Genomic DNA, 22,332 nt, shown 5'->3' with positions numbered 1-22,332 from the left:
GCCAAGCCGGTCGCAGCCAAGCCGGTCGCAGCCAAGCCGGTCGCAGCCAAGCCGGTCGCAGCCAAGCCGGTCGCGAACAAGCCGCCGGCCGCCAAGGCCGCCGCCCGCCGGACGAGCGCGCAGGATTGAGCGGCGGGCGTGGGCGCGCTACGCGGGTTGGATGACCGAGCCGCAACGCCGCCCTGATCCGATCCCGCTGACGGTCCTCACCGGATTTCTCGGGGCCGGCAAGACCACGCTCCTGAACCGGATGCTGCGCGATCCCGCGCTCGCCGACACGGTCGTCATCGTCAACGAGTTCGGCGAAATCGGCCTCGATCACCTGCTGATCGAGACCATCGACGAGGACATGGTCCTGCTCGGCGCCGGCTGCCTATGCTGCACAGTGCGCGGCGACCTCATCGCCACCCTCGAGGACCTGCTGCGCAAGCGCGACAACGGCCGCATTCAGCCGTTTCGCCGGGTGATCATCGAGACCACCGGCCTCGCCGACCCGGCACCCATCCTCCACGCGCTGATCTACCACCCGTATCTGGTGATGCGGTACCGGCTGCAGGGCGTCGTCACGATGGTGGACGCGGTGAATGGCGACGCGACCCTCGACGCCCATCCCGAAGCCCTGCGTCAGGCAGCGGTCGCGGATAGAATCGTCCTCACCAAGCAGGATCTCGCTACCGATTCCGGCGCCGGACTGCGGCGACGCCTCGCGAGGCTCAACCCCGCCGCGTCGATTCACGAAGCGGATGTCGCGCCCTGCGAACTTCTTGGCGGATTGTTCGGTCTCGACGGCAAAGGCGAGGATGTCCGCGCCTGGCTGGCGGCCGAGGCGATCGAGGAGCACGGCCACCACCATCACGACGTCAACCGGCACGATGCTGCGATCCGCGCCTTCACGCTGACGAGCGCCGTTCCGGTGGCGAGAGCTTCGTTCGAGATGTTCCTCGACCTCGTTCGCGCCAACCACGGGCCGAAGCTCCTTCGTCTGAAGGGTCTGGTCGCCCTGGCAGACGACCCCGACCGGCCGGTGGTGGTCCACGGCGTCCAGCACGTGATCCACACGCCCGTCACCCTCGATGCCTGGCCCGACGCGGACCACAGTTCCCGCCTCGTCCTGATCGTGCGCGACCTCGATCCGTCCTTCGTCGAGGGCCTTTGGGATGCGTTCCTCGGCCGTCCGAGGCTCGATTTCCCCGATGCCACGGCCTTGACCGCGAACCCCCTCGCCATCCCCGGAGCCTGATCGCCTCGTTCCCATCCCGGGGCGCTCTCGCGCGGCATCGATCTTGGTGCGATGGCGCGAGGGGACGCGTGGCTTGCAAGCCAGCGTCCCAGATCGGCACAGGCCGCCTGGGATCAGGACGCAAGCATGAGACGACGGTTCACGGTCATCGAAGGCGGTGCGGCGGCATCCATGGCCCTCCGGGAAGCGTGGGAGGCGGCGCGTACCGACGAGCCGGCCACTTGGCGGATCGACCTCGTCCGTCCCTGCGACGTCACCGAGGATCGAGCGAACGCCTGGCGCAGTCTGCTGACGCGGCTGAGGAGCCATGATCCGGTTTTTGCAGACCCCGACTATCTGGTTCCCGCCGCCCAGCATCAGGCGCGCGGCGACGACCTGGTCTTTGCCTTTGCGGTCGCGGAGGGGCAGCATGAGCGGCTCGAGGGCGTCATCGGCCTGGCGACGTCCCGCGGTTTCTGGGGACGCACTCGAACGGGATTCTGGAAGCCGGCCGGCGTCACGCTGGCATCGGCCATCAATCCCGACCATTCCGGCGCAATCCGCGAGGCACTCGGCGCCAGCCTGAAGAGAACGGGACTGAACGTCCCCGGCGAATTCGAGAATCCTGCCGAGTTGCGGGCGGTCGTCTCAAGCGAGAGCGGTCCTGGCGAGATCGGGTCTCGACCGAGACCGTCGGCCTATGCCGTGCTCGCGCCCGAGCGTGACATCCCGCTCCGCAACCTGCTCGCCGTCAGGCCGGGTACCAAGATGCCCACGGAGCCGACGCGCGTAACGAGAGTCCTCGAACCCGACATGATCCGCGACGCGGTCGAGGAGTTCCTCAGCATCGACGCGCGGGTGTCGCGGTGCCCCATCGTCGCCGATCCATCCGAAGCCGCGCTCGTGAGGGTCGTCACGCGCCTGTTCGCGCGGCGGCGGCAAGCGACCGTGGAGATCGTCCGACGGGCAGACCGGATCGTCGGAGCCAGGCTCCGTCTGGGGCATGGGCCCAACGCGGTGCTGTGGAAGCAGGCCTACGAGCGAGAGACACAGGGTGTAGACGCGACACCGAGCGGACGCATCGCCGGCTGAGCGCTACTCGTCCTCGCCGAAGCGGTTTGCGAGAAGGGCGACGATCGCGTCCATGCAGGCTTTGGCATCGGTGCCCGCCGTCGTCACCGCGATGGTTGTGCCCTGGGCCGCGCCGAGGGTCAGAAGTCCCATGATGGAGCGGCCGCCGACGGTCTCGCCGGACCGGGTAACGGTCACCTGAGCATGGAAGCGCTCGACGGTCTGGACGAACTTGGCGGACGCCCGAGCATGGAGACCGCGCCGGTTGATCACCGGGATCACCTCGAGAAGCCCGCCCTCCGGCACAGGCGGCAAGTCGTCGTCCTCGGCCTCGAAGGTCTCGCTCATCTCAGAGGGCCGTTCCCTTTACCCTCGGCACCGTCCTGGCGCCGTTCCGGGTTCGGGATCGTGGTTAAGCCCTCAGGCCTTCGCGCGAAAGACTATTTTCCAGCAAGGACCCGTGACGCGACATTGATGTACTTGCGGCCGGCCTCCTGGGCGTGGAGCACGGCGTCCCCGAGGGATTCCTCGTCGCGCACGCTCGCGAGCTTGATCAGCATCGGCAGGTTGATCCCGGCAACCACCTCGACGAGGCCCCCGCTCATACACGACAGGGCGAGATTCGACGGCGTGCCGCCGAACATGTCGGTGAGCACGACCACACCGTTCCCGGTGTTGACGCGACCGACAGCCGACATGATGTCGAGCCGGCGTGTTTCCATGTCATCCTCAGGGCCGATCGTGATCGTCTCGATCTGCTTCTGAGGTCCCACGACATGCTCGAGAGCGGCTTTGAACTCCGTCGCGAGCAGCCCGTGGGTCACGAGCACCATTCCAATCATCGACGCATGTTCCAGCGCTCTCAGCGGCAGCTGCCATTTTGTGCAGCGCACTACCGTGCGCAAGCCGGTCGCGACGTTTTGCACGGCACAACGTCATGATCATGCCATGGTGGCCGATCGGACGCTACGGGTCGGTGGCATGCCACGGCGCAAGAATCGGAGGGTGCGTCCGCCCCGCAACGCACCCGGCTTGAGTGTGAAGGGCATCGAGGACGACTCGCAGGGCGAGCGCTTCACCCACCTGGCGAGGATCGAAGGAGAGTTGCGGCAGGTCGATTCCGAGGATTTGGACGATTCTGCAGGGTGCGTCGGGGAGTCTCGGCGCGCCAATGCCGAGATCTACCACGAGGCGGATCACGGCGGCGTCGAGACTCAAAGCGATCCTGCGGATGCCATGCCCTCGGATCTCGGCGAGGCCAGCGATCTCCGGGTGGGGGCGTGCGATGACGCGGCCGTTGCGGGCCTCGACCCTGATTCGGTCGTCCCCGACCCAGGCGGCATGGAGGCCGGCTGCCAGGGCTCGGTCAAGGAGGGCCAGGGCGAGGTTCGTCTTGCCGCTGCCCGGCTCGCCTCGGATCAGAACCCCACTCTCGCCGGCAACGAGGCAGGTGGCATGGACCGTCTCGCCGACGTGCATCTCCGTCAGCGGATCGCCGGCAGCCGCACGATGAAGCGGGCACCACGCACGGTCGGTTCGCCCTCCTCGTCCGCGGGGCCGGGGCGGTTCTCGGCCTGGATGGTGCCTCGATGAGCCTGAACGATCTGACGCGAGATCGAGAGACCGAGCCCTGAATTCTGGCCGAAACCCTGCTCGGGGCGATCGGTATAGAAGCGCTCGAAGATCCGCTCCAAGGCGTCCTGCGGGATGCCGGGGCCCTCGTCCTCCACGATCATCTCGACCTCGCCCCTGACACGCCGCAGCGCGACCCTGACCTTCGCGTCGGGTGGCGAGAAGGAGCGGGCGTTATCGAGGAGATTGTTGATGACTTGGCCGAGGCGACTGTCATGGCCGAAGATCATGAACGGCGCCTCGACCTCGTTCGGAGGGGTTTCGACATCGAACTGGATCAGGGCGTCCTTCGGCCGACGGCGCTCATTGGCCACCGAAACCACCGTGGTAAGCAGCTTGCGCAGGTCGACCCGGCGTGCTTCCGCCCGCGCCAGCTCCGCATCGAGTCGCGAGGCGTCCGAGATGTCGCTGATCAGGCGGTCGAGGCGCTTCACGTCGTGCTGAATGATCGCGAGGAGGCGCCCACGGGACTCGTCGGTCTTGGCGAGCGGCAGGGTCTCCACGGCGCTGCGCAGCGAGGTGAGCGGGTTCTTCAACTCGTGGCTCACATCAGCGGCAAAGCTCTCGATGGCGTCGATCCGGCGGTAGAGCGCCTGGGTCATGTCGCGCAAAGCGCCGGAGAGGTGCCCGATCTCGTCGGTGCGGCCCGTGAAGTCGGGGATCTCCTCGCGCGACTTGATGCCGAGTCGCACCTTCTCGGCAGCGTCAGCGAGGCGCCGCACCGGGCCGGCGATGGCGCCGGCGAGGAGGATCGAGAGGACCAGCATCACCACGGCGGCGATGAGGAAGACCTGAAGGAGGCCGAACCTCTCCGAGGCGATGACCCGGTCGATGTCGCCTCCTTGCGTGGAAAGCATGAGGGCGCCACGCACGGCGCCTCCACGCTGAATCGGAACTGCAACGGAAACGATGGTTTCCGAGGCCGGGTTGCGCCGTACGACGGTGCCGCGAGAGCCCGCCAGCGCGACCTGCACCTCCTTGAGAGACGTACCGTTGCTTGGGCCGGCCTCGTCGGGCTGCGCCGGCCGGTCCCCGAGGACGGAGCCGAAGATGCGGGTTTGGACGAAGTCGTAGGCCTGTTCGAGGACGTTGCGCTTGTGGCGGTGGACGCCCTCCGCCCTGGCATTGTCACCGCGCGCCGACAGGGTGCGGGTATCGAAGAGGAGCCCGCCATCCTGGTCGTAGACCCTCGCGCGATTGCCGGTCGGGGTCACGAGGCGGCGCAGGAGCGGCGCAACGCGCTCGGGGTTCAGCGAGAAGGTGAGGGGAGAGGGATTTTCCTCGCGCTGGGACCCTGGCTCCCCCGCCTGGAGCTGGAGGAGCTTGTCCGGATCGATCCGAATCGCATCCGTGTCGACCGAAGCCGAGGACGAGATGGCGCCCGCGATGATCTCGCCCTGGATCAGAAGGCTCTGGACCCGTGCCTGGATCAGCCCCTGCCGGAACTGGTTCAGGTAGAGGAAGCCGAACAGGAGGGCGAAGAGCCCGACGAGGTTCAGGACCACGATGCGCCGCGTCAGGCTCGACGAGGCGCGCTGGCCGAGGCCTTGCCATAGGGCCCGCGGCCAGGTCAGCAGGCCGCGAAGCCGCATTTTGTCGTCGAACGAGGCCACGGCGTTCCGGTTTCGGGAGCAGGAGAGCGGCTCAGCTTTCCTTGAAGCGGTAGCCGACGCCGTAGAGGGTTTCGATCATGTCGAAGTTGGTGTCCACCACCTTGAACTTCTTGCGCAGCCGCTTGATGTGGCTGTCGATGGTGCGATCGTCGACATAGACCTGATCGTCATAGGCCGCGTCCATCAGGGCGTTGCGGCTCTTCACGACGCCGGGGCGATGGGCGAGCGCCTGCAGGATCAGAAATTCCGTGACGGTGAGGGTCACGGGCTCCTGCTTCCACGTGCAGGTATGGCGCTCGGGGTCCATCATCAGGAGGCCGCGCTCCAGCGACCGAGCCGCAGCGTCGGCCTCGCGCTGCGCCGCGCCCGGCCCGTCCTTCGGTGCGAAGCGGCGCAGGACCGCCTTGACCCGCTCGACGAGGAGCCGCTGCGAGAACGGCTTATGGATGAAGTCGTCGGCGCCCATCTTGAGGCCGAATAACTCGTCGATCTCCTCGTCCTTGGAGGTCAGGAAGATCACCGGCAGGTCGGATTTCTGTCGCAGACGGCGCAGCAATTCCATCCCGTCCATGCGCGGCATCTTGATGTCGAAGATCGCGAGATCGGGGGGCGAGTGCTTCAGGCCGTCGAGGGCCGAGGCGCCGTCGGTATAGGTCTGGATTCGGTAGCCTTCGGTCTCCAAGGCGATCGAGACGGAGGTGAGGATGTTTCGGTCGTCGTCCACGAGGGCGATGGTCGGCATGGCGTTCCCTATTGCTCGGATGCGGCCCATGGGCATTTCCCGCCCACGCCTCCGCATCCGGCCCTCGTCGCGAGGGCCGGCAAAAACGCGGTCGCGACCATGCCCGAGCGGGGTCGCATTCGCGCGGAGAGTCACTCCCTGTAGCGGCTGCGATCGAAAAAAGCGAGCGCTTGCGGTAGCTTGACCATACCAGCGGGCATCACCGTCAAGAGGTCGCGGGCGACGGGCCTCGTGGCGAGCCTGCCGCCTGCGTTAGGCTGCAGCACCGACAACACGCCGCGAGGAGCCGAACCATGGCCGAAGATAGTCCCGCCGAAGAGGTCCCCGCCACCGAGCAGCGCCGCGGACCCGCCCAGCCGCTGCCGGCCTCGGAGGCACCCTTCAATGCGATCGGCCTGTCGCGACATCTCCTCAGGAGCATCCGCTCTGGGGCGCTCGCCACCCTCGACGCAGACGATGGAACGCCCTTCGCCTCCCTCGTCACCATCGCCACCGACGCCGACGGCACTCCGCTGATGCTGCTCTCGCGACTTTCCGGCCATACCCGCAACCTGCTCAAGGACGCGCGCGCCTCGCTCCTGTTCAGCGCCGGAGGTAAAGGCGATCCGCTGGCGCATCCGCGCTTGACGGTGACCGGGCTCGCTCCCCAGACGAAGGAACCGCGAGTTCGGGAGCGATTCCTCGCCCGCCACCCGAAGGCCAAGCTCTATGCCGACTTCCCCGATTTCGGCTTCTTCGCCCTGGAGCCGACGGCCGGACATCTGAATGGCGGCTTCGCCAAAGCCGCGACCCTGACGAAGTCGGAACTCCTCCTCGACCTAGCGGGCTGCGAGGCGCTCATCGCTGGGGAGGCCGGCGCCGTCGCCCACATGAATGCCGACCACGGCGACGCCCTCGCCATCTATGCGGGGGATGGAACCGCGAACTGGCGCCTGACCGGAATCGACCCCGAGGGCATGGATCTCCTCGCCGGCGACCGTACCGCCCGCATTCCCTATCCGAGCCCGGTCCGGGAGATGGGCGCCCTGCGCAAGGTCCTTGTCGAGATGGCGACTGCCGGAAGGGCGAAGGCATCGTCCGAGCCGGCCGCCTGAATCCGGCGTCGCTACGCATTCGAAACCACTGATCCCCTAAGATCGCGATCCCGGCAGTCGATGCTGCCGGGCCTTGTAGCGTAACGGGCGGTCTGAGTTCCATGAGTGCGGATGGTCTTCGCTCGCTCCTGAGAGCACTCTTCCCGTCGTTGCAGGCGGCTCTCAGGGGACCGCCACACACCTCGCCAGCGCAGGACGAGCCCTCCGCCGAGACCGCGCGCAAGCGCGTCTCTGAACTCCTGGCGGCGAACGCGACCGAAGGGGTTTCAGCGGAGAAGCTCGCGACGGCGGCCCCGGACAAGGCCGAGACGCCCTATCGCCTGATCACCGAGACGGTGAGCGACGTCATCGTCCTGCATGGGCCGGACCGGCAGGCGATCTACGTCTCTCCGTCGGTCAAAGGGATGCTGGGAATCGAGCCGGCGGAGTTCTGGCTGCACGACCGCGTCCATCGCGACGACCTCGCTGCCGTGCTGTCCCTCGATGCGCGAACTGGGACCGCAGGCCCCGGTACCGTACTCGCCTTCCGGCTGCGGCATGCAGATGGAAGATGGATCTGGGCCGAGGCGGTGACGAACCGCATCGCGCTTCCGGGCTCGGAGACCACTGTTCTCCTCTCCACCCTTCGCGATGTCACGGACCGGCATAACAAGACCGACGAATTGCGCATGGCGCGCGACGCTGCGGAACTCGCCCAGGCCAGGGCGGAGAGCACGACGCGGGCGAAATCGGAGTTCATCGGCCTGATGAGCCACGAGATCCGCACGCCGCTCACCGCGATCCGCGGGCTCGTCGAACTCCTCAACGATAGCGGATCGCTCGACCGCAAGCAGAGGCGTCACCTGAGCCTGATCGAGGCTTCCACTGAAACGCTCCTCGTGACGGTGGACGACATCCTCGACTACGCGAGATCCGAGACCGGGGACCTGCGCATCGAGGTCGGCCGTTTTGCCTTGCCGGCGACGATCGCTGCGGTGGTCGAACTCGTCCGGCCGGCTGCCAGCAGCAAGAACATCATCCTCGACGTCGGCGTCGCCCGCGACCTGCCGGAATACGTTCTCGGCGACGAGCGGCGCCTTCGCCAGATCCTGCTCAACCTCCTCAATGACGCCATCGGCGTCGCCGTCGGCGGCACGGTCAGCCTCTCCGTCCAGGGGGCGCGCCTCGGGCAGAAGGCGGGAACCCTGCGCATCTCGATTACGGCCGGCGTTCCCGAGGACCAGTCCCCGGCTTACCCGGTTCGGGCCGCATCGCTCGATGGCAGCGGCCTCGGATTGACCGTGGCGCAGCGCCTCGTCGGGCTGATGGGCGGACGCATCGACCGGACGACGCGGCCCGGCGAAGCCGCAGCCTACCGATTCTCGATCGTCCTGCAGGCGGCACGGGACGTCGCGGCAGCACAGGACCATCAGCCGGTCTCGACGCGGCCTGCGAGGGTGCTGGTCGCCGAGGACAACGTCGTCGACCAGGAGATCGTCCGGGCGATGCTGGAACGCTCCGGCTACGTCGTTGACCTCGTCGGCGACGGCGGGGCCGCGATGCAGGCGGTCCAGGCCCGCACCTACGACCTTGTCCTCATGGACGTGCAGATGCCGACCCTCGACGGCGTCACCGCCACGCGCCGCATCCGCGCACTCCAGCATCCCTCGCGGCGGGTGCCGATCATCGCCCTCACGGCCGACGTGATGCCACAGAAGATCCGCTCCTTCGCCGATGCGGGGATGAGCGCCTACCTCGCGAAGCCCTTTACCCGAAAGGCGCTGATCGACGCGGTGGCGACCCAGCTCTCCACCGTGGTCCTCCTCGACACGAACGAGGAACCGGCGCGCCCGGCCCGGCCCGCTGTCTTCGACCGGTCCTGCTACGACGCCTTGCGGATGGAGCTCGGCGTCGACGGAGCCCAGGGCACCTTGCGGGCCTTCATCGCCCTCGTCGAGCGCGGAAGCGAGGGTCCGATCGCCGTTGAGGACGCGCGATCGGTCTCCGCCTGCGCCGCCAGACTGGGCTTCCTCGACCTCGCCAATGCCTATGACCGCCTGATCGCGGTCATGGACGGGCCGGACGCGGAGCAGGCTTTGCGGCGATGCCGGATCGCCCGAGAGCTGGCCCAGCGGACCTTCGGCGAACTGAGTTCCCTCGAACGGCCCGAGGTCACCCGGTTCCAGGCCCTTCTCTGAGGCCGCGACGCCGCGCTCGCTTGGCGCTGACGGGCCACGCTGCTATCTGGCGCAGCACCTTATCAAGCCGACAGCCGTGCGCCGGGCCCGTGCCTCGAGCCGACGGGCCGCGCCGCGCCGGAGAGCCGATCCTCGATGACGACATCCCCCATCGACAACATCCGTAATTTCTCGATCGTCGCGCATATCGACCACGGCAAATCGACCCTTGCCGACCGGCTGATCCAGACCACAGGCACCGTGGCCCTTCGCGACATGAGCGAGCAGATGCTCGATTCGATGGATATCGAGAAGGAGCGCGGCATCACCATCAAGGCGCAGACCGTGCGCCTCGAATACAAGGCCGAGGACGGCAAGACCTACATCCTCAACCTGATGGACACGCCCGGCCACGTCGACTTCGCCTACGAGGTCTCGCGCTCGCTGGCCGCCTGCGAGGGCTCGCTGCTGGTGGTGGACGCCTCGCAGGGCGTCGAAGCCCAGACCCTCGCAAACGTCTACCAGGCCCTCGACGCCAACCACGAGATCGTCCCGGTCCTCAACAAGATCGACCTGCCGGCGGCGGAGCCCGAGCGCATCCGCGCACAGATCGAGGAGGTGATCGGCATCGACGCCTCGGAGGCCGTGGCGATATCGGCCAAGAGCGGGCTCAACATCGAGGCGGTGCTCGAAGCCATCGTCAAGCGCCTGCCGTCCCCGAAGGGCGACCGCGACGCGCCGCTGAAAGCCCTCCTCGTCGACAGCTGGTACGACGTCTATCTCGGCGTCGTCGTGCTCGTTCGCATCGTCGACGGCGTGCTCAAGAAAGGCATGAACATCCGTATGATGCGAGCCGACGCGGTCCACGGCGTCGACAAGATCGGCGTGTTCCGCCCGAAGATGGCCGATATCGGTGAGCTTGGCCCCGGCGAGGTCGGCTTCTTCACCGGCTCGATCAAGGAGGTCGCCGATACCCGCGTCGGCGATACCATCACGGAAGACAAGCGCCCCTGCGCCGAAATGCTGCCGGGCTTCAAGGACGTGCAGTCGGTGGTGTTCTGCGGGCTCTTCCCCGTCGATGCCGCCGAGTTCGAGACGCTGCGCAGTGCCATGAGCAAGCTACGGCTCAACGACGCCAGCTTCTCCTACGAGATGGAGACGAGCGCGGCTTTGGGCTTCGGCTTCCGCTGCGGCTTCCTCGGCCTCCTCCACCTCGAGATCATCCAGGAGCGGCTTGAGCGCGAGTTCAACCTCGACCTCATCTCGACGGCCCCCTCCGTGGTCTACCGCCTGCAGATGACCGACGGCACGGTGAAGGAGCTGCACAACCCGGCCGACATGCCCGACGTGATGAAGATTACGGCGATCGAGGAGCCGTGGATCCGCGCCACGATCCTGACGCCCGACGATCACCTCGGCGGCGTCCTGAAGCTCTGCCAGGACCGGCGCGGCTCGCAGGTCGACCTCAACTACGTCGGCAAGCGCGCCATGGTCGTCTACGACCTGCCCCTCAACGAGGTCGTGTTCGACTTCTACGACCGCCTGAAGTCGATCTCGAAGGGCTACGCCTCGTTCGACTACCACATCTCCGACTACCGCGAAGGCGACCTTGTGAAGATGTCGATCCTCGTCAATGCCGAGCCGGTCGACGCTCTCTCGATGCTGGTCCACCGCTCCCGCGCCGAGTTCCGCGGCCGGGCCATGTGCGAGAAGCTCAAGGACCTGATCCCGCGCCACCTGTTCCAGATCCCGGTCCAGGCGGCTCTCGGCGGCAAGATCATCGCCCGCGAGACCATCAAGGCCCTCTCCAAGGACGTGACCGCCAAGTGCTACGGCGGCGACATCTCCCGCAAGCGCAAGCTCCTCGACAAGCAGAAGGAGGGCAAGAAGAAGATGCGCCAGTTCGGACGGGTCGAGATCCCGCAGGAAGCGTTCATCGCCGCGCTGAAAATGGACGATTGAGGCAGGCTTCCGCCGGATCAGATCTGCGATCTCTCTCCCTCATCCTAAGGCGCTTTCGCGAAGCGGAAGCCTCGAAGGAGGTTTCCAGTCTGCACCGCGATCCCTGGAGCCGTCCTTCGAGGCCGCTGACGCGGCTCCTCAGGATGAGGCCGAGGGTGGGACGGGATGTGGTAAGCGGGCTCGTACTGATTGCTTCCTGATGACAAGTCTCGCCCCCTCGCGCGCGTCCTTTCCCGGACGGGTGGAGCGGAGGGCCAGCGGAACCCGATCCGGGACCCGGCACAAAACGTCGAGAAGCGTCAAAACTTGCGACCTTCATCACGAGCCGCGCTGACGCGGCCCTTCCTTCGCTCGGTCCCGGATCACCTTTAGACGCGGCGATTGCCCGACCTGCTTGGGGCGGCCACACTCAGCGCGTGCCAAGCAACCGATCCGCCCTCGCCGACCTCAGCTACTTCCTCGCCATCGCGAAGCACCGCAGCTTTCGCCGCGCCGGACTTAAGATCGGCGTCAGCGCCTCAGCCCTGAGCCACGCGCTGAAGGGACTTGAGGCGAGGCTGGGCGTCCGCCTTCTCAATCGGACCAACCGGAGCGTTACCCTCACTGCCGCCGGGGAAGCGTTGTTCACAGCGATCGAAGCGCCTTTTGAGGCCATCGGGTCGGCTACCGAGGCGCTGAACCGCTACCGGGGCGAGCCAATGGGGCGCATCAGGCTCAACGTCTTGCAACATGCGAGCGCCCTTCTCCTGGCACCGGTGCTTCCCGTCTTCATCGAGCGCTATCCCGAGATCGAGATCGACGTGCAGGTGTCCAACCACCTGCTCGACGTGGTGGAAGCGGGAGCCGATGCCGGCATCCGCTACGGCGGCACGGTGCCCGAAGACATGATCGCACAGAAACTATCGGCCGACATCCGGTGGGTGGTGGCCGGCTCGACCGACTACCTTGAGCGGCACGGCGTCCCCATACACCCGGCCGATCTGCTCACCCATCGCTGCCACCGCATCCGGCTCGGCAACGACCGCATCTACCGGTGGGACTTCGAACGCGACGACGAAGCGTTGGCGCTCGACGTGCCGGGCGCGATCACCATCGACGACACGCCGTTCGTCATCTCGCTGGCGGCTGCCGGCGCAGGTCTGGCCTACCTGCCCGAGCCGTATGTCACGCCGCTGGTTGCCCAGGGCGCGCTGCGCGTCGTGCTTGAGGAGTGGTCGTCAACTGGACCAGGCTTCCACATCTACTATCCCGGTCGCCGGCAACTCCCAACCGGCCTTCGCCTCTTGATCGAGTTGATCCGCGAGCTGCGACCGCTCGGGCTATAGGCGCCGCCCGAGCCTCCATGATGAGGTCCGCTCATCGTCGCGTTGACAAGCGGGCGGCTTACCACCCCCACGGCGATCCTCCACCTTCACCGGAACAAGACGGAAGCCGCTGGGCCTTCGACAGCTTCCGCCGCGATGTGGGAGGTCGCTTGCACCAGGAGACCAAGGCTACTTCTCCGTATCAAGGAGCAATATCATGCCAAGACCCGATCGTTTTACCGGGAAAGTCGCTTTCATCACGGGCGCGGCCGGAGGCATCGGCCGGGCGGCGGCCGTGGCCTTCGCGGCCGAGGGCGCGCGCGTAGCCATCCTGGACCGCACCGAGGACATGCTGAAGGACACGGAGGCAGCGGTGAAGAACCTCGGCGCTGAGGTGTTTGCACTTGGGTGCGATGTGTCCAAGCCGAAGCGGGTCGAGGCGGCCGTGGGCCAAGTGATTGAGCGCTTCGGGCGGCTCGACGTGGCATTCAACAACGCCGGCGTTGAGAACAAGGCCGCTCCTTTGCACGAGATCGAGCTTGAGGAATGGGACCGCATCCTCGACATCAACCTGCGCGGCACCTTCGTCTGCATGAAGCACGAATTGGCGCAGATGGTGCGCCAGGGCGGGGGCGTGGTGGTCAACACCTCCTCCGGCGCAGGCATCCGCGGCGTGGCGGGTGGCGCCTCCTATGCCGCCTCCAAGTTCGCGATCATCGGCATGACCAAGTCCGCCGCGCTCGACTACGCCACTCAAAACATCCGTGTGAACGCCATCCTGCCCGGCAACATCGAGACGGCGATGATGGACCGCTTCACCGGCGGCGACATCCAGAAGGCGATCGACCTCGAGCCGGTCGGGCGGCTCGGCAGGCCGGAGGAGATCGCAGAGGCGGTGCTTTGGATGGCCTCGGACCTCGGCGGCTTTGTCACCGGCTCGTCGATCGTCGTCGACGGCGGTTGGTCGCTCTGATGCCTCGGCCACGTGCAACGCACCGGCGCATCTCCGCCCTGCTCGGCGTCGCCCTGTCTTCGTTGATCGACGTCGGCCGGGCTGAATCTGTGCCCGAACAAGGCCACGCAGACTCGATAACCGCCGTGACCATGATCGAAATCATCGCCGGCGATCGGCGCTGGACGGCGCGGATCGACGCTACGCCGGCCGGGCGCGGCTTCCTCTCTCAACTGCCTCTTGAGCTGACACTCAACGATTTCGGTGGGAACGAGAAGATCGCCGACCTGCCGCGCCCGCTCACCCGAAGAGATGCGCCCAAGGCAGTGACGCCGCGCGCCGGCGATGTCGGCTTCTACGCGCCATGGGGCAATCTCGCGCTCTTCTACCGCGACGGGCATCACTCTCCCGGACTGATCCCACTAGGACGGATCGAGAGAGACGAGAGTGGGCTCGCTGGCAGTGGGTCGATGAAGGTGTCGATCAGGCTGGCGGCCGAGATCGCGTCCAAGTGAGGGCGATGTGCCTTCGTGCAGGCTGCGGAAGCGCCTTCCTTAAGCACCTTCCGAACGCGTTTGCGGGACGTTCGAAATTCGCCTTCCGACACGCATCCGCCAAAAGCAGAACAGCCAATTGCCAACCCATCCCGGTCATACAGGTCCGGTCTATCGGGTTGCCCAAAATCAGACACTCCCAGGGGCCGAGAAGGGTCGAAACCGGCCGCCTGAGCCATCTTGAATCTGAAACTCAGAAATCGCCTGTCGACGCCCCTGCTCGACAAGGCTCCGTCGGCGATGACGCATTCCGGGTTCGCCTTTGGCGCCCCGGAATGCCGGCGATGCGCTTGTCAATGACGGAGCCCCTCTGCGATCCCTGCCACCACCCGCATCAAGCCCCCGTCCTTCGCTCGCAGATGCTCCAGAACCGTAAAATGATCCGCCCGCGGCACAGGGATCAGAGCTCCCGCGCCGGGAAGCGCGCTGCGATAGGCGTGGAAGACTCGGCTGTTTTCGAACAGTTGCGGAAGTTCGGCGGTTCCGTGAGCGAGGACCAGCGGTTTCTCGATGTGCAGCAGGCGTAGGGGTGAGAGAGCGACGATCTCGGCGTCGGTCATGCGTAGCTTGTCGTCGACCGAGGTCTCGCGGAGCGGCCCCAGCTCGTAGATGCCGGAAATCGCGGCGCCCGGCCGGCTCTCACTCCGCCTGAGCCGGATTGCTCCCGCCTTCGCCCAACGAGGCCCTCTCGACGCCAGGCTCGGCGCTCGCCACGTCCTTCGGCTCCAGGAGCGGCTGGAGCTGAACCGCGAGCTGCTGGCCGAGATGCTTGGCGTAGGGGCCGCGGAAGTAGCGCTCGCCGGTGCCGCGGCCGTGGGCCCGGTCATGGGCGGCGACCATGGCGTCGACCTCGGGCCGACACAGGAAACCGGTCACGCTCGCGGCTTCGAACCAGCGCCCGGCGCGGGCAAGCGTGATGCTTCGCGGGTTCGCCGCCACCGTCTCGGCGAAGCAGGCCGTGGCGGCCTTCTCGAGGGGCAGCAGCAACATATGAGGGCTGCCGGGAATGCGCGGCCTAGCCTGAGCCGAAGGAACGATGGAGGCGACGACGAGGAGGCTGAGCAGCGCGGCTTTCATCGGGAGCGAACCTCGGGCAGCACCAATCCGGTGGCACTGCACTATTCACCACCGATTTCGTCGGGAACAGGGCCCAGTGCTACCGGCTCGTTGCTCCCTGAGCCCCTGTGACTCCGCCACAACAGCGGCTGTCAGCTCCGGCGTTCGGCGTTCCAGCGGCCGCTGCAGCGGATCGGCCCGTTGGTGGTCCAGGTCCCGTTGCCGGCGCCCTCGCGGTCGAGGCGCCCGACGACGCTGGCACTGTCGGATCCGCGCGAGATCGTCGCCCGAACGCTGCCATTGCCGGCGACCTTGCCGCTCACGTCGAAATCGTCGCCCGCATAGCTGGCCTGACCACGGTTGATCTTCACGCCATAGCGATAGGCGCGATCGCAAGGGCCATCCTCGGTGATGACCTCGATGCTCCAGTTGCCGTCGTAGCGGCTCGGAACCGCGACCTTCTTGGCCTCGGCCGGCAAGGTTGCGGTGATCGCGACGGTGGAAACCGCCAGTGCCAGGGTCGGAATGCGCATCGTGGCTCGTTTGATCCGTTGTGGCTGTTCAGGGGCCGAAAACCCGCTGGAGGGCGAACGGTTGCATTGCAGCGCGGTCAGGTCGCACGCGCGGCCGACAGCGCGCCGGCAAGCAGGGCGAGGAGATCGCCGCCCGCGTGAAGGTAGCCGGTGACGCCCGCCTCCTTGAGCGCTGGTCCGAGGTCGCCAGGCTTGCCGGCAAGGTAGATCTCACGGGCACCTCCCGTCCGCAGCGCCTCGGCGGCGGCGACGGCCTTCTCGGCATAGACCGCATCGGAGGAGCAGATGCAGGCGATCGGCGCGCCCGAGGCCATGAAGGCCTGTGCGAGCATGGCAGGATCGTCGAACCCGTCATTGGTCAGGCCCTCGATGCCGCCGGCAGCAAAAGCGTTGGCGGCGAAGGTCGAGCGCGCGTTGAACACAGCCACGGGGCCGAGATTGGCGAGGAACACGGCGGGGCGCTTACCGGTCTTCTCGAGGTGGGCATCGGAGGCATCGCGAAGAGCCTCGTAGGGCTCGGCGAGGCGCGAGGACGGCAGGGGCTCGGACGCGGGCGCAACGGCGGCGGGCGCCTGGGGCGGCACGTCGAGGACGGTGACGGGCTTCTCGTAAAGGTTCGGGAATTCGCTGGCGCCGGTAAGGGCCTCGCGCCGTGTCGCCACCGCCTTGGCGCGCGTCGCACGGGTCGAGGCGATCCGGGCCTGGAGCGCGCCTGATTCGAGGCTGGCGACGATGCCGCCCTCGCGCTCGATCTCCTGGAAACCGGCCCAGGCGGTCTCGGCCAACGACTCCGTCAGCGCCTCGAAACTGCCCGCGCCGGCCGCCGGGTCGGCGACCCTGGCGAGGTTCGACTCCTCGATCAGCACGATCTGGCTGTTGCGTGCCACTCGCCGAGCGAAACCATCGGAGAGGCCGAGCGCCAGGGTGTAGGGCAGAGCGGTCACCGCATCCGCCCCGCCGAGGCCGGCCGAGGCCGTGGCGAGGGTGGTGCGCAGGATGTTGGTGAAGGGCTCGCGCCGAGTCATCATTCGCCACGCCGTCTCGGCATGGAGGCGCAGGGGCGCCGGTTCGAGCCCGCACGCTGCCTCGACACGTCCCCAGAGCCGGCGCATGGCGCGGAACTTGGCGATGGTCATGAACTCGTCGGCATCGGCCACGAGGAGAACCGAGACGGCGTCGCGGGCACGGGCGAGGTCGTGGCCGCCCGCTTCCAGGACGCGAAGATAGGCGACGGCCGTCGCCAGCACCGCAGCGAGTTCCTGGCCCTCGCTGGCGCCGGCCTCGTGATAGGGGCGTCCGTCAGCGAGAAGGGCGCGCCCGGCAAAACCGGCGCCGTCGAACTCGGCGAGCAGTGAGGAAGCGTCGGCGAGTGCCGACGAGGCGGAAACGCCGGTGGCAGCCATGGTGCCGATCGGATCGATGCCGAGATCGAGGTCGAGGCCGGCCAGGGCCTCGTCGCGGCTCAGAGCGAGCGCCTTCACGAGGCGCGCTGCCTCGATCGCCCGCGGACCGGCATCGAGTCGCAGGCCGATGAGCGGCAGCATCACGCCGCCGAGCGCCGTCTCGAGGTCTGCGACGTTCTGCACGGTCAGGCCGTAGCCGCGGGCAGCGGGCGCGCCGGAGAAGACGAGGGTCAGCGAGTCGGCACCGCCTTCGAGATCCGCCATCGCCAGAGTATTGGCGGTCGCCGCATCCGGATGGTCGACCCGCTGCGAGACCCGCCAGGGTCCGGGCGCCCGCATCGGCTGCGCCACCGGCTCGGCCGCGTCGTAGAGCGGCTCGATTCGGATGCCGTCTGCCGTAAGCGAGACCAGCCGCTTCTCGAAATCCGCTCCCTTCAGGACGCCCTGAACCAGCTCGAGCCAGCGCTCGCGGGTCGCAGGCGGAAACAGGTCGGCGAAGGGGCGGTCTTCCATCGTCAGGGCCTCGCGAGCGCTACGGGCAGGCCGAGCGTGGCCGTCCGCATTCGCTAAAACCCCTCGCACGATGGAGCGCAAGGAGGCAATCGCCCTCGCCGCGCTGGGAGGTCAACCGAAGATAATCAGGCCCGCGAAACCGAGCGAGCCGACGATGATGCGCCACCAAGCGAACAGCTTGAAGCCGTGAGCCGAGACGTAGTCGAGCACCGTCCGCACCACGATCAGTGCTGATACGAAAGCGGTGATGAAGCCGATGACGATGAGGCCTGTGTCGTCGACGGACAGGTTCTTGTAGTTGTCGAAGAGGTCCTTGGCGAAGGCGCCCGCCATGGTCGGCATCGCGAGATAGAACGAGAATTCGGTGGCCGAACGCTTGTCGGCGCCCATCAGCATCGCCCCGACGATGGTGGCCCCCGAGCGCGAGACGCCGGGAATCATGGCGAGGCACTGAAACAGCCCGATCTTCAGGTCCATCAGCAGCGAGAAGTCGAACACGTCGCTCTTCTTCACTTCGAGATCGGTGTCGTCGACGACGAGGAGCACGAGGCCGCCGGCGACCAGCGTCGCGCAGACGATCCACGGATTGAACAGGTAGAACTTGATGTATTTCGACAGTAGCCCGCCGATGATCGCCGCCGGCAGGAAGGCGATCAGGATGCCGAAGACGAAGCGGCGAGCGCGCGGGTCGGTCGGCAGCGCGAGAGCGACGCCGAGGAGCCGCTGAAAATAGACCGTGAGGATGGCCAGGATCGCGCCGAGCTGGATCAGCACCTCGAAGGTGTTGTTGGGCGATTTAAAGCCGATGAAATGGCCGACGAGGAGCTGGTGGCCGGTGGAGGAGACCGGGATGAACTCGGTGGCGCCCTCGACGACACCGAGCACGACCGCCTTCGCGATGCTAACAGCATCCATCATCTGATCGCCTCGATTGTCGTGGGTGTTGGGGCTCTGCCGGCCAATGCCGCTCGGCGGCCTTCGCGGAATCGTTGGCCGATCACGGTTGACGGACGGTTACCGCATCACGGGCATCGTGTTAATGAGGCGGCAACGATCGAGCAATAAACCTCCTCCGCCGCCCATCCCCGAGGGGCTTCGACACGGCCCGCCCGACCGGCGCGCCGAAACCGGTTCGAAACGGCCTTGATGGCGACCCTGCACCATTCCCCCTTCTGCCCGCATTCGCGCTTCATCCGCCTCGTCCTGGCGGAGATGGGCATGGAGCCGACACTCGTCGAAGAACGGCCCTGGGAACGACGCGACGCCTTCCTGCTGCTCAACCCGGCCGGGACCACGCCGGTCCTCGTCGAGCAGACCGGACTCGTGGTGCCGGGTGCGGGACTCATCGCCGAGTATCTCGACGAGACCCGCGGCCTCGGCCTCAACGGCCGCAGGCTCCTGCCGGAGAGGCCGGCCGAGCGGGTAGAGGTGCGCCGGCTTCTCGACTGGTTCCTGATCAAGTTCGATGCCGAGGTGACCGGCTACCTGATGCTGGAGAAAATTTCCAAGCGCTTCATGACGAGCGCGGTCGGCGGCGGCCCGCCCGACATGCACGCAATCCGCGCGGCGCGGACCAACGTTCGCTATCACCTCACCTATATTGGCTACCTCATGGGCCGCCGCCGCTGGCTCTCGGGCGACCACCTGACCTATGCGGATCTCGCGGCGGCGGCCCATCTCTCCTGCGTGGATTATCTCGGCGACGTGCCATGGGAGGAAGACGAGACGGCCAAGGACTGGTACGCGCGGATGAAGTCGCGTCCGTCCTTCCGCACGCTCCTGGCGGACAGGGTGCCGGGGATGGCTCCTGCGGACCATTACGCGGATCTGGATTTCTGAGTACCGAGCGGAGCAAGCCTCCGAGGCGAATCTTCGCCGGCGGCGAACTACGCCGGGCCGTCGAAACCCGCGCGAGGCATCTCGGCTTCGACCTCGTGCGGGTTACCCGTCCGGATGCCGTCCCCAACCTGCCGGACGATCTAGCCGCATGGATCACCGCGGGTCACCAGGGCGAGATGGCGTGGATGGAGGATCGCGCAGACCAGCGAGCTAATCCCCGCGCGCTTTGGCCGGAGGTTCGGTCGATCATGATGCTCGGCATGAATTACGGGCCGGAGACCGACCCCCTCGATCTCCTCTCGCAAAGGGATCGCGGCGCCATCGCGGCCTATGCCCAAAGGCGCGACTACCACGAAGTGATCAAGGGCAAGCTGAAGGAGCTCGGCGGCTACCTGTCGGCCAAGGGCGACGTGAGGGTGAAGGTCTTCGTCGACACCGCTCCCGTCATGGAGAAGCCGCTTGCAGCGGCCGCCGGCCTCGGCTGGCAGGGCAAGCACACGGTGCTGATCTCGCGCAGCCACGGCAATTGGCTGCTGCTCGGCGCGATCTACACCTCGGCCGAGTTCGAGCCCGACGCGGCCGAGACGGACCATTGCGGCGGCTGCCGCCGCTGCCTCGACATCTGCCCGACCAACGCCTTTCCGGCGCCGTACCGCCTCGATGCGCGGCGCTGCATCTCCTACCTCACCATCGAACACGAGGGGCCGATCCCGGCGGAGTTCCGATCCGCGATGGGCAACCGCGTCTTCGGCTGTGACGATTGCCTCGCGATCTGCCCCTGGAACAAGTTCGCCAAAGCCGCGAGCGAGACCCGGCTCATGGCCAGGGATGATCTTGCGGCTCCACCGCTGGCGGAACTTGCCGGTCTCGACGACGCGGCGTTCCGGTCACGCTTCGCCGGCACTCCGGTGAAGCGGACCGGCCGCGATCGCTTCTTGAGGAACGTCCTCATCGCCATCGGCAATTCCGGTAATCCGGACTTGGCGGAGGCGGCGGTCGCGCATCTCTGCGACCCATCGGCCCTCGTCCGGGGGATGGCGATCTGGGCGGCGGGGCGGCTTCTGGACGGTCCACGCCTCGCGGCCCTCTGGGAAGATCATGAAGCGCGGGAAACCGATCCCGCCGTGCTGGCGGAATGGCGCGACGCGCGCGATATGGCGGCGATGCACGTCTCGGGGGAATCCACGCCGTCATGAACCTGTTCGTCTTCGGCCTCGGCTTCACCGCCCGTCATTTCGCGATCCGCGAGGCCCATCGTTTCGAAACCGTGCGCGCCACCGTCACCGACCAGGCACGGGCGGAGGCGGTCGAGAGCGAGACCGCGTTTCGGATGCGCAGCTTCGGGCCGGAGGCGGACGACCCGCGCATCGCTGTCGACCTCGCCGATACCGACGTGCTCCTCGTCTCGGCACCGCCCGACCGCGGCGGCGATACCGTGCTGCGCCGCTACCGCGACGCGATCGCCGCGAGCCGGATCACCTGGATCGGCTATCTCTCGACCATCGGCGTCTATGGCGACCATGGCGGCGCCTGGATCGACGAGGGAACCGAGCCGCGGCCGAAGAGCGGCCGGTCGCGCGGGCGCCTCGCCGTCGAGGAGGCGTGGCTTGAACTCGGCCGCGAGGGCGGCAAGGCGGTTCAGGTATTTCGCCTGTCGGGCATTTACGGGCCCGGCCGCAACCCGCTGGTGAAGCTGCGCGAAGGCAAGTCGCAGCGCATCATCAAGGCCGGCCAGGTCTTCAACCGCATCCACGTCGACGACATTGCGACCACCCTTTCGGCCTCGGTCGAGAGGCCGCGGCCGGGAGCAGTCTACAATGTCACAGACGACGAGCCGACGCCTCCGCAGGTCGTCATCGAGCACGCGGCCAGCCTCGCCGGCCTGCCGCTGCCGCCCGAGGTGGATTTCGAGACCGCCGACCTCAGCCCCATGGCCCGTAGCTTCTACGGCGAGAACAAGCGGGTCCGGAACCGTCTGATCCGTGAGGAACTCGGCGTCGAACTCGCCTATCCGACCTACCGGGAAGGGCTGGCCGCGCTCCTTCCCGATACGTCGGGCTGAGGGATCCGATCCGGCGTTCCGAGCAGGCGGAACAGCAGGGCGCGAAACAGGCGCGGCCGCTCGACGAGACGCGCTGCCGCGAACGAGACCACCTCCGTCACGGCGATCGCCACGACCAGTGTAACCGCCGTTCCCACCGGTCCCGGCACCCATCCGTAGAAGGCGCGCAGCGAGAAGAGGAGCGTCATCACCGGCACGTGGATGACGTAGAGCGTGTAGGAAAAGCTCGCCGCTCCGCGCCAAGCCGCGAAGAACCGCGTCGCCCTCCCGTCCTCCGTCGCGAGTTGCAGCAGGCAGAGGGCGAGGGGAAGGCCAAGGGCCGCCTGATAGGCGAGGAGGCCTCGGTGATCGCTGAGGGCATCGACGTAACCTGGGTCCCATACCGTCGCGAGCGGCAGGACGAGGAAGATCGCGGTAGTTGGCCAGACGAGGGAAGAAGCCGTCAAAGGCCGCAGGCGAGCCCCGAGCAAGGCGGCGCCAGCGCCGGCGCTGAAGAGCGCCAGCGATTGCAAGTAAAAGAACCGGTCGGCCGTGATTGTCACGAGGGCGACGACGAGGGCGACGGCGGCAAAACGCACCCAGCCGCGGCGCACGATGGCGAGGGCCGCGAAAGCGGCGACGCCATAG

The 22,332-nt window shown here is 67.2% G+C and carries 22 protein-coding genes; 11 read left to right on the top strand and 11 right to left on the bottom strand.

Annotated features, from left to right (window positions below):
- Positions 1-160 precede the first annotated feature (160 nt).
- Both K2Y56_RS17980 and K2Y56_RS17975 read left to right on the top strand, forming a co-directional pair.
- Positions 161-1,240, top strand: a complete 1,080-nt coding sequence (locus tag K2Y56_RS17980) for a GTP-binding protein (protein WP_292510558.1) — start codon at positions 161-163, stop codon at positions 1,238-1,240.
- 126 nt (positions 1,241-1,366) lie between these two features.
- Positions 1,367-2,311 (top strand): hypothetical protein, encoded by a 945-nt coding sequence (locus tag K2Y56_RS17975; RefSeq protein ID WP_292510555.1) that lies wholly within the window; start codon positions 1,367-1,369, stop codon positions 2,309-2,311.
- Between the two features lie 3 nt (positions 2,312-2,314).
- Here the strand turns inward: K2Y56_RS17975 and K2Y56_RS17970 are convergent, their stop codons facing one another.
- From K2Y56_RS17970 to K2Y56_RS17950, 5 genes are all read right to left on the bottom strand, one after another.
- Entirely contained in the window at positions 2,315-2,638 is a 324-nt protein-coding gene (locus tag K2Y56_RS17970; RefSeq protein ID WP_292510553.1) for an HPr family phosphocarrier protein, read from the bottom strand.
- Between the two features lie 92 nt (positions 2,639-2,730).
- Positions 2,731-3,132, bottom strand: a complete 402-nt coding sequence (locus tag K2Y56_RS17965) for a PTS sugar transporter subunit IIA (RefSeq protein ID WP_292510550.1) — start codon at positions 3,130-3,132, stop codon at positions 2,731-2,733.
- Between the two features lie 124 nt (positions 3,133-3,256).
- A complete protein-coding gene (locus K2Y56_RS17960; protein ID WP_292510547.1) occupies positions 3,257-3,769 on the bottom strand; it encodes a serine kinase in 513 nt (170 codons plus the stop codon).
- A gap of 5 nt (positions 3,770-3,774) precedes the next feature.
- The gene (locus K2Y56_RS17955; protein WP_292510574.1) at positions 3,775-5,514 is read right to left on the bottom strand and encodes a sensor histidine kinase; all 1,740 of its coding nucleotides are present in this window, start codon (positions 5,512-5,514) and stop codon (positions 3,775-3,777) included.
- Positions 5,515-5,566: 52 nt separating this feature from the next.
- Positions 5,567-6,277 carry a response regulator transcription factor gene (locus K2Y56_RS17950; RefSeq protein WP_292510571.1) on the bottom strand — a complete coding sequence of 237 codons (711 nt, stop codon included), beginning with the start codon at positions 6,275-6,277 and terminating at the stop codon, positions 5,567-5,569.
- A 293-nt stretch (positions 6,278-6,570) separates the two neighbouring features.
- On the opposite strand from K2Y56_RS17950, the gene K2Y56_RS17945 reads away from it, so the two are divergent.
- From K2Y56_RS17945 to K2Y56_RS17920, 6 genes are all read left to right on the top strand, one after another.
- Positions 6,571-7,371 carry a DUF2470 domain-containing protein gene (locus tag K2Y56_RS17945; RefSeq protein ID WP_292510545.1) on the top strand — a complete coding sequence of 267 codons (801 nt, stop codon included), beginning with the start codon at positions 6,571-6,573 and terminating at the stop codon, positions 7,369-7,371.
- A gap of 101 nt (positions 7,372-7,472) precedes the next feature.
- On the top strand, positions 7,473-9,548 hold the full coding sequence (locus tag K2Y56_RS17940) for a response regulator (RefSeq protein WP_292510543.1): 2,076 nt from the start codon (positions 7,473-7,475) through the stop codon (positions 9,546-9,548).
- Between the two features lie 135 nt (positions 9,549-9,683).
- Positions 9,684-11,489, top strand: a complete 1,806-nt coding sequence (gene lepA, locus K2Y56_RS17935; RefSeq protein ID WP_292510540.1) for a translation elongation factor 4 — start codon at positions 9,684-9,686, stop codon at positions 11,487-11,489.
- Between the two features lie 416 nt (positions 11,490-11,905).
- The gene (locus K2Y56_RS17930) at positions 11,906-12,814 is read left to right on the top strand and encodes a LysR family transcriptional regulator (protein ID WP_292510537.1); all 909 of its coding nucleotides are present in this window, start codon (positions 11,906-11,908) and stop codon (positions 12,812-12,814) included.
- A 196-nt stretch (positions 12,815-13,010) separates the two neighbouring features.
- Positions 13,011-13,766: a glucose 1-dehydrogenase gene (locus K2Y56_RS17925; RefSeq protein ID WP_292510534.1), complete on the top strand. Its 756-nt coding sequence runs from the start codon at positions 13,011-13,013 to the stop codon at positions 13,764-13,766.
- A 131-nt stretch (positions 13,767-13,897) separates the two neighbouring features.
- Positions 13,898-14,260: a cyclophilin-like fold protein gene (locus tag K2Y56_RS17920; RefSeq protein WP_292510568.1), complete on the top strand. Its 363-nt coding sequence runs from the start codon at positions 13,898-13,900 to the stop codon at positions 14,258-14,260.
- Positions 14,261-14,592: 332 nt separating this feature from the next.
- Here K2Y56_RS17920 and K2Y56_RS17915 read toward each other — a convergent pair whose 3' ends face one another.
- The 5 genes from K2Y56_RS17915 to K2Y56_RS17895 form a co-directional block, all read right to left on the bottom strand.
- Positions 14,593-14,859, bottom strand: coding sequence for a hypothetical protein (locus K2Y56_RS17915; protein ID WP_292510531.1), 267 nt, complete (start codon positions 14,857-14,859; stop codon positions 14,593-14,595).
- Between the two features lie 79 nt (positions 14,860-14,938).
- The gene (locus K2Y56_RS17910) at positions 14,939-15,376 is read right to left on the bottom strand and encodes a hypothetical protein (RefSeq protein WP_292510528.1); all 438 of its coding nucleotides are present in this window, start codon (positions 15,374-15,376) and stop codon (positions 14,939-14,941) included.
- 131 nt (positions 15,377-15,507) lie between these two features.
- Positions 15,508-15,888: a hypothetical protein gene (locus K2Y56_RS17905; protein WP_292510526.1), complete on the bottom strand. Its 381-nt coding sequence runs from the start codon at positions 15,886-15,888 to the stop codon at positions 15,508-15,510.
- Between the two features lie 77 nt (positions 15,889-15,965).
- Entirely contained in the window at positions 15,966-17,804 is a 1,839-nt protein-coding gene (locus K2Y56_RS17900) for a methylmalonyl-CoA mutase subunit beta (protein WP_292510523.1), read from the bottom strand.
- A gap of 111 nt (positions 17,805-17,915) precedes the next feature.
- Positions 17,916-18,719 (bottom strand): undecaprenyl-diphosphate phosphatase, encoded by an 804-nt coding sequence (locus tag K2Y56_RS17895; protein WP_292510565.1) that lies wholly within the window; start codon positions 18,717-18,719, stop codon positions 17,916-17,918.
- Positions 18,720-18,950: 231 nt separating this feature from the next.
- Here K2Y56_RS17895 and K2Y56_RS17890 point away from each other — a divergent pair, with 231 nt between their 5' ends.
- The 3 genes from K2Y56_RS17890 to K2Y56_RS17880 are packed head-to-tail and all read left to right on the top strand — an operon-like array spanning position 18,951 to position 21,705.
- Positions 18,951-19,643: a glutathione S-transferase family protein gene (locus K2Y56_RS17890; protein WP_292510520.1), complete on the top strand. Its 693-nt coding sequence runs from the start codon at positions 18,951-18,953 to the stop codon at positions 19,641-19,643.
- A gap of 29 nt (positions 19,644-19,672) precedes the next feature.
- The gene (gene queG / locus K2Y56_RS17885; RefSeq protein ID WP_366849071.1) at positions 19,673-20,839 is read left to right on the top strand and encodes a tRNA epoxyqueuosine(34) reductase QueG; all 1,167 of its coding nucleotides are present in this window, start codon (positions 19,673-19,675) and stop codon (positions 20,837-20,839) included.
- Positions 20,836-21,705: an SDR family oxidoreductase gene (locus K2Y56_RS17880; protein ID WP_292510517.1), complete on the top strand. Its 870-nt coding sequence runs from the start codon at positions 20,836-20,838 to the stop codon at positions 21,703-21,705. Before queG ends, K2Y56_RS17880 begins: the two co-directional genes overlap by 4 nt.
- Here K2Y56_RS17880 and K2Y56_RS17875 read toward each other — a convergent pair.
- The coding region (locus tag K2Y56_RS17875) for a hypothetical protein (RefSeq protein ID WP_292510514.1) at positions 21,660-22,332 on the bottom strand (673 nt) is incomplete at its 5' end. The two genes, K2Y56_RS17880 and K2Y56_RS17875, sit on opposite strands and share 46 nt — an antisense overlap.

It is taken from the genome of Methylobacterium sp. (assembly GCF_019745455.1).
Classification (GTDB): domain Bacteria; phylum Pseudomonadota; class Alphaproteobacteria; order Rhizobiales; family Beijerinckiaceae; genus Methylobacterium.
Note: the sequence above shows the minus strand (reverse complement) of the source record. Positions and strands in the feature narration are given on the sequence as shown.

What these genes read in the sequence shown, in the direction of transcription:
- K2Y56_RS17980 (WP_292510558.1), top strand. Translation starts at nt 161, where the DNA reads ATGACCGAGCCGCAACGCCGCCCTGATCCGATCCCGCTGACGGTCCTC.
- K2Y56_RS17975 (WP_292510555.1), top strand. Translation starts at nt 1,367, where the DNA reads ATGAGACGACGGTTCACGGTCATCGAAGGCGGTGCGGCGGCATCCATG.
- K2Y56_RS17970 (WP_292510553.1), bottom strand. Translation starts at nt 2,638, where the DNA reads ATGAGCGAGACCTTCGAGGCCGAGGACGACGACTTGCCGCCTGTGCCG.
- K2Y56_RS17965 (WP_292510550.1), bottom strand. Translation starts at nt 3,132, where the DNA reads ATGATTGGAATGGTGCTCGTGACCCACGGGCTGCTCGCGACGGAGTTC.
- K2Y56_RS17960 (WP_292510547.1), bottom strand. Translation starts at nt 3,769, where the DNA reads ATGCACGTCGGCGAGACGGTCCATGCCACCTGCCTCGTTGCCGGCGAG.
- K2Y56_RS17955 (WP_292510574.1), bottom strand. Translation starts at nt 5,514, where the DNA reads ATGCGGCTTCGCGGCCTGCTGACCTGGCCGCGGGCCCTATGGCAAGGC.
- K2Y56_RS17950 (WP_292510571.1), bottom strand. Translation starts at nt 6,277, where the DNA reads ATGCCGACCATCGCCCTCGTGGACGACGACCGAAACATCCTCACCTCC.
- K2Y56_RS17945 (WP_292510545.1), top strand. Translation starts at nt 6,571, where the DNA reads ATGGCCGAAGATAGTCCCGCCGAAGAGGTCCCCGCCACCGAGCAGCGC.
- K2Y56_RS17940 (WP_292510543.1), top strand. Translation starts at nt 7,473, where the DNA reads ATGAGTGCGGATGGTCTTCGCTCGCTCCTGAGAGCACTCTTCCCGTCG.
- lepA (WP_292510540.1), top strand. Translation starts at nt 9,684, where the DNA reads ATGACGACATCCCCCATCGACAACATCCGTAATTTCTCGATCGTCGCG.
- K2Y56_RS17925 (WP_292510534.1), top strand. Translation starts at nt 13,011, where the DNA reads ATGCCAAGACCCGATCGTTTTACCGGGAAAGTCGCTTTCATCACGGGC.
- K2Y56_RS17920 (WP_292510568.1), top strand. Translation starts at nt 13,898, where the DNA reads ATGATCGAAATCATCGCCGGCGATCGGCGCTGGACGGCGCGGATCGAC.
- K2Y56_RS17915 (WP_292510531.1), bottom strand. Translation starts at nt 14,859, where the DNA reads ATGACCGACGCCGAGATCGTCGCTCTCTCACCCCTACGCCTGCTGCAC.
- K2Y56_RS17910 (WP_292510528.1), bottom strand. Translation starts at nt 15,376, where the DNA reads ATGAAAGCCGCGCTGCTCAGCCTCCTCGTCGTCGCCTCCATCGTTCCT.
- K2Y56_RS17905 (WP_292510526.1), bottom strand. Translation starts at nt 15,888, where the DNA reads ATGCGCATTCCGACCCTGGCACTGGCGGTTTCCACCGTCGCGATCACC.
- K2Y56_RS17900 (WP_292510523.1), bottom strand. Translation starts at nt 17,804, where the DNA reads ATGGAAGACCGCCCCTTCGCCGACCTGTTTCCGCCTGCGACCCGCGAG.
- K2Y56_RS17895 (WP_292510565.1), bottom strand. Translation starts at nt 18,719, where the DNA reads ATGGATGCTGTTAGCATCGCGAAGGCGGTCGTGCTCGGTGTCGTCGAG.
- K2Y56_RS17890 (WP_292510520.1), top strand. Translation starts at nt 18,951, where the DNA reads ATGGCGACCCTGCACCATTCCCCCTTCTGCCCGCATTCGCGCTTCATC.
- K2Y56_RS17880 (WP_292510517.1), top strand. Translation starts at nt 20,836, where the DNA reads ATGAACCTGTTCGTCTTCGGCCTCGGCTTCACCGCCCGTCATTTCGCG.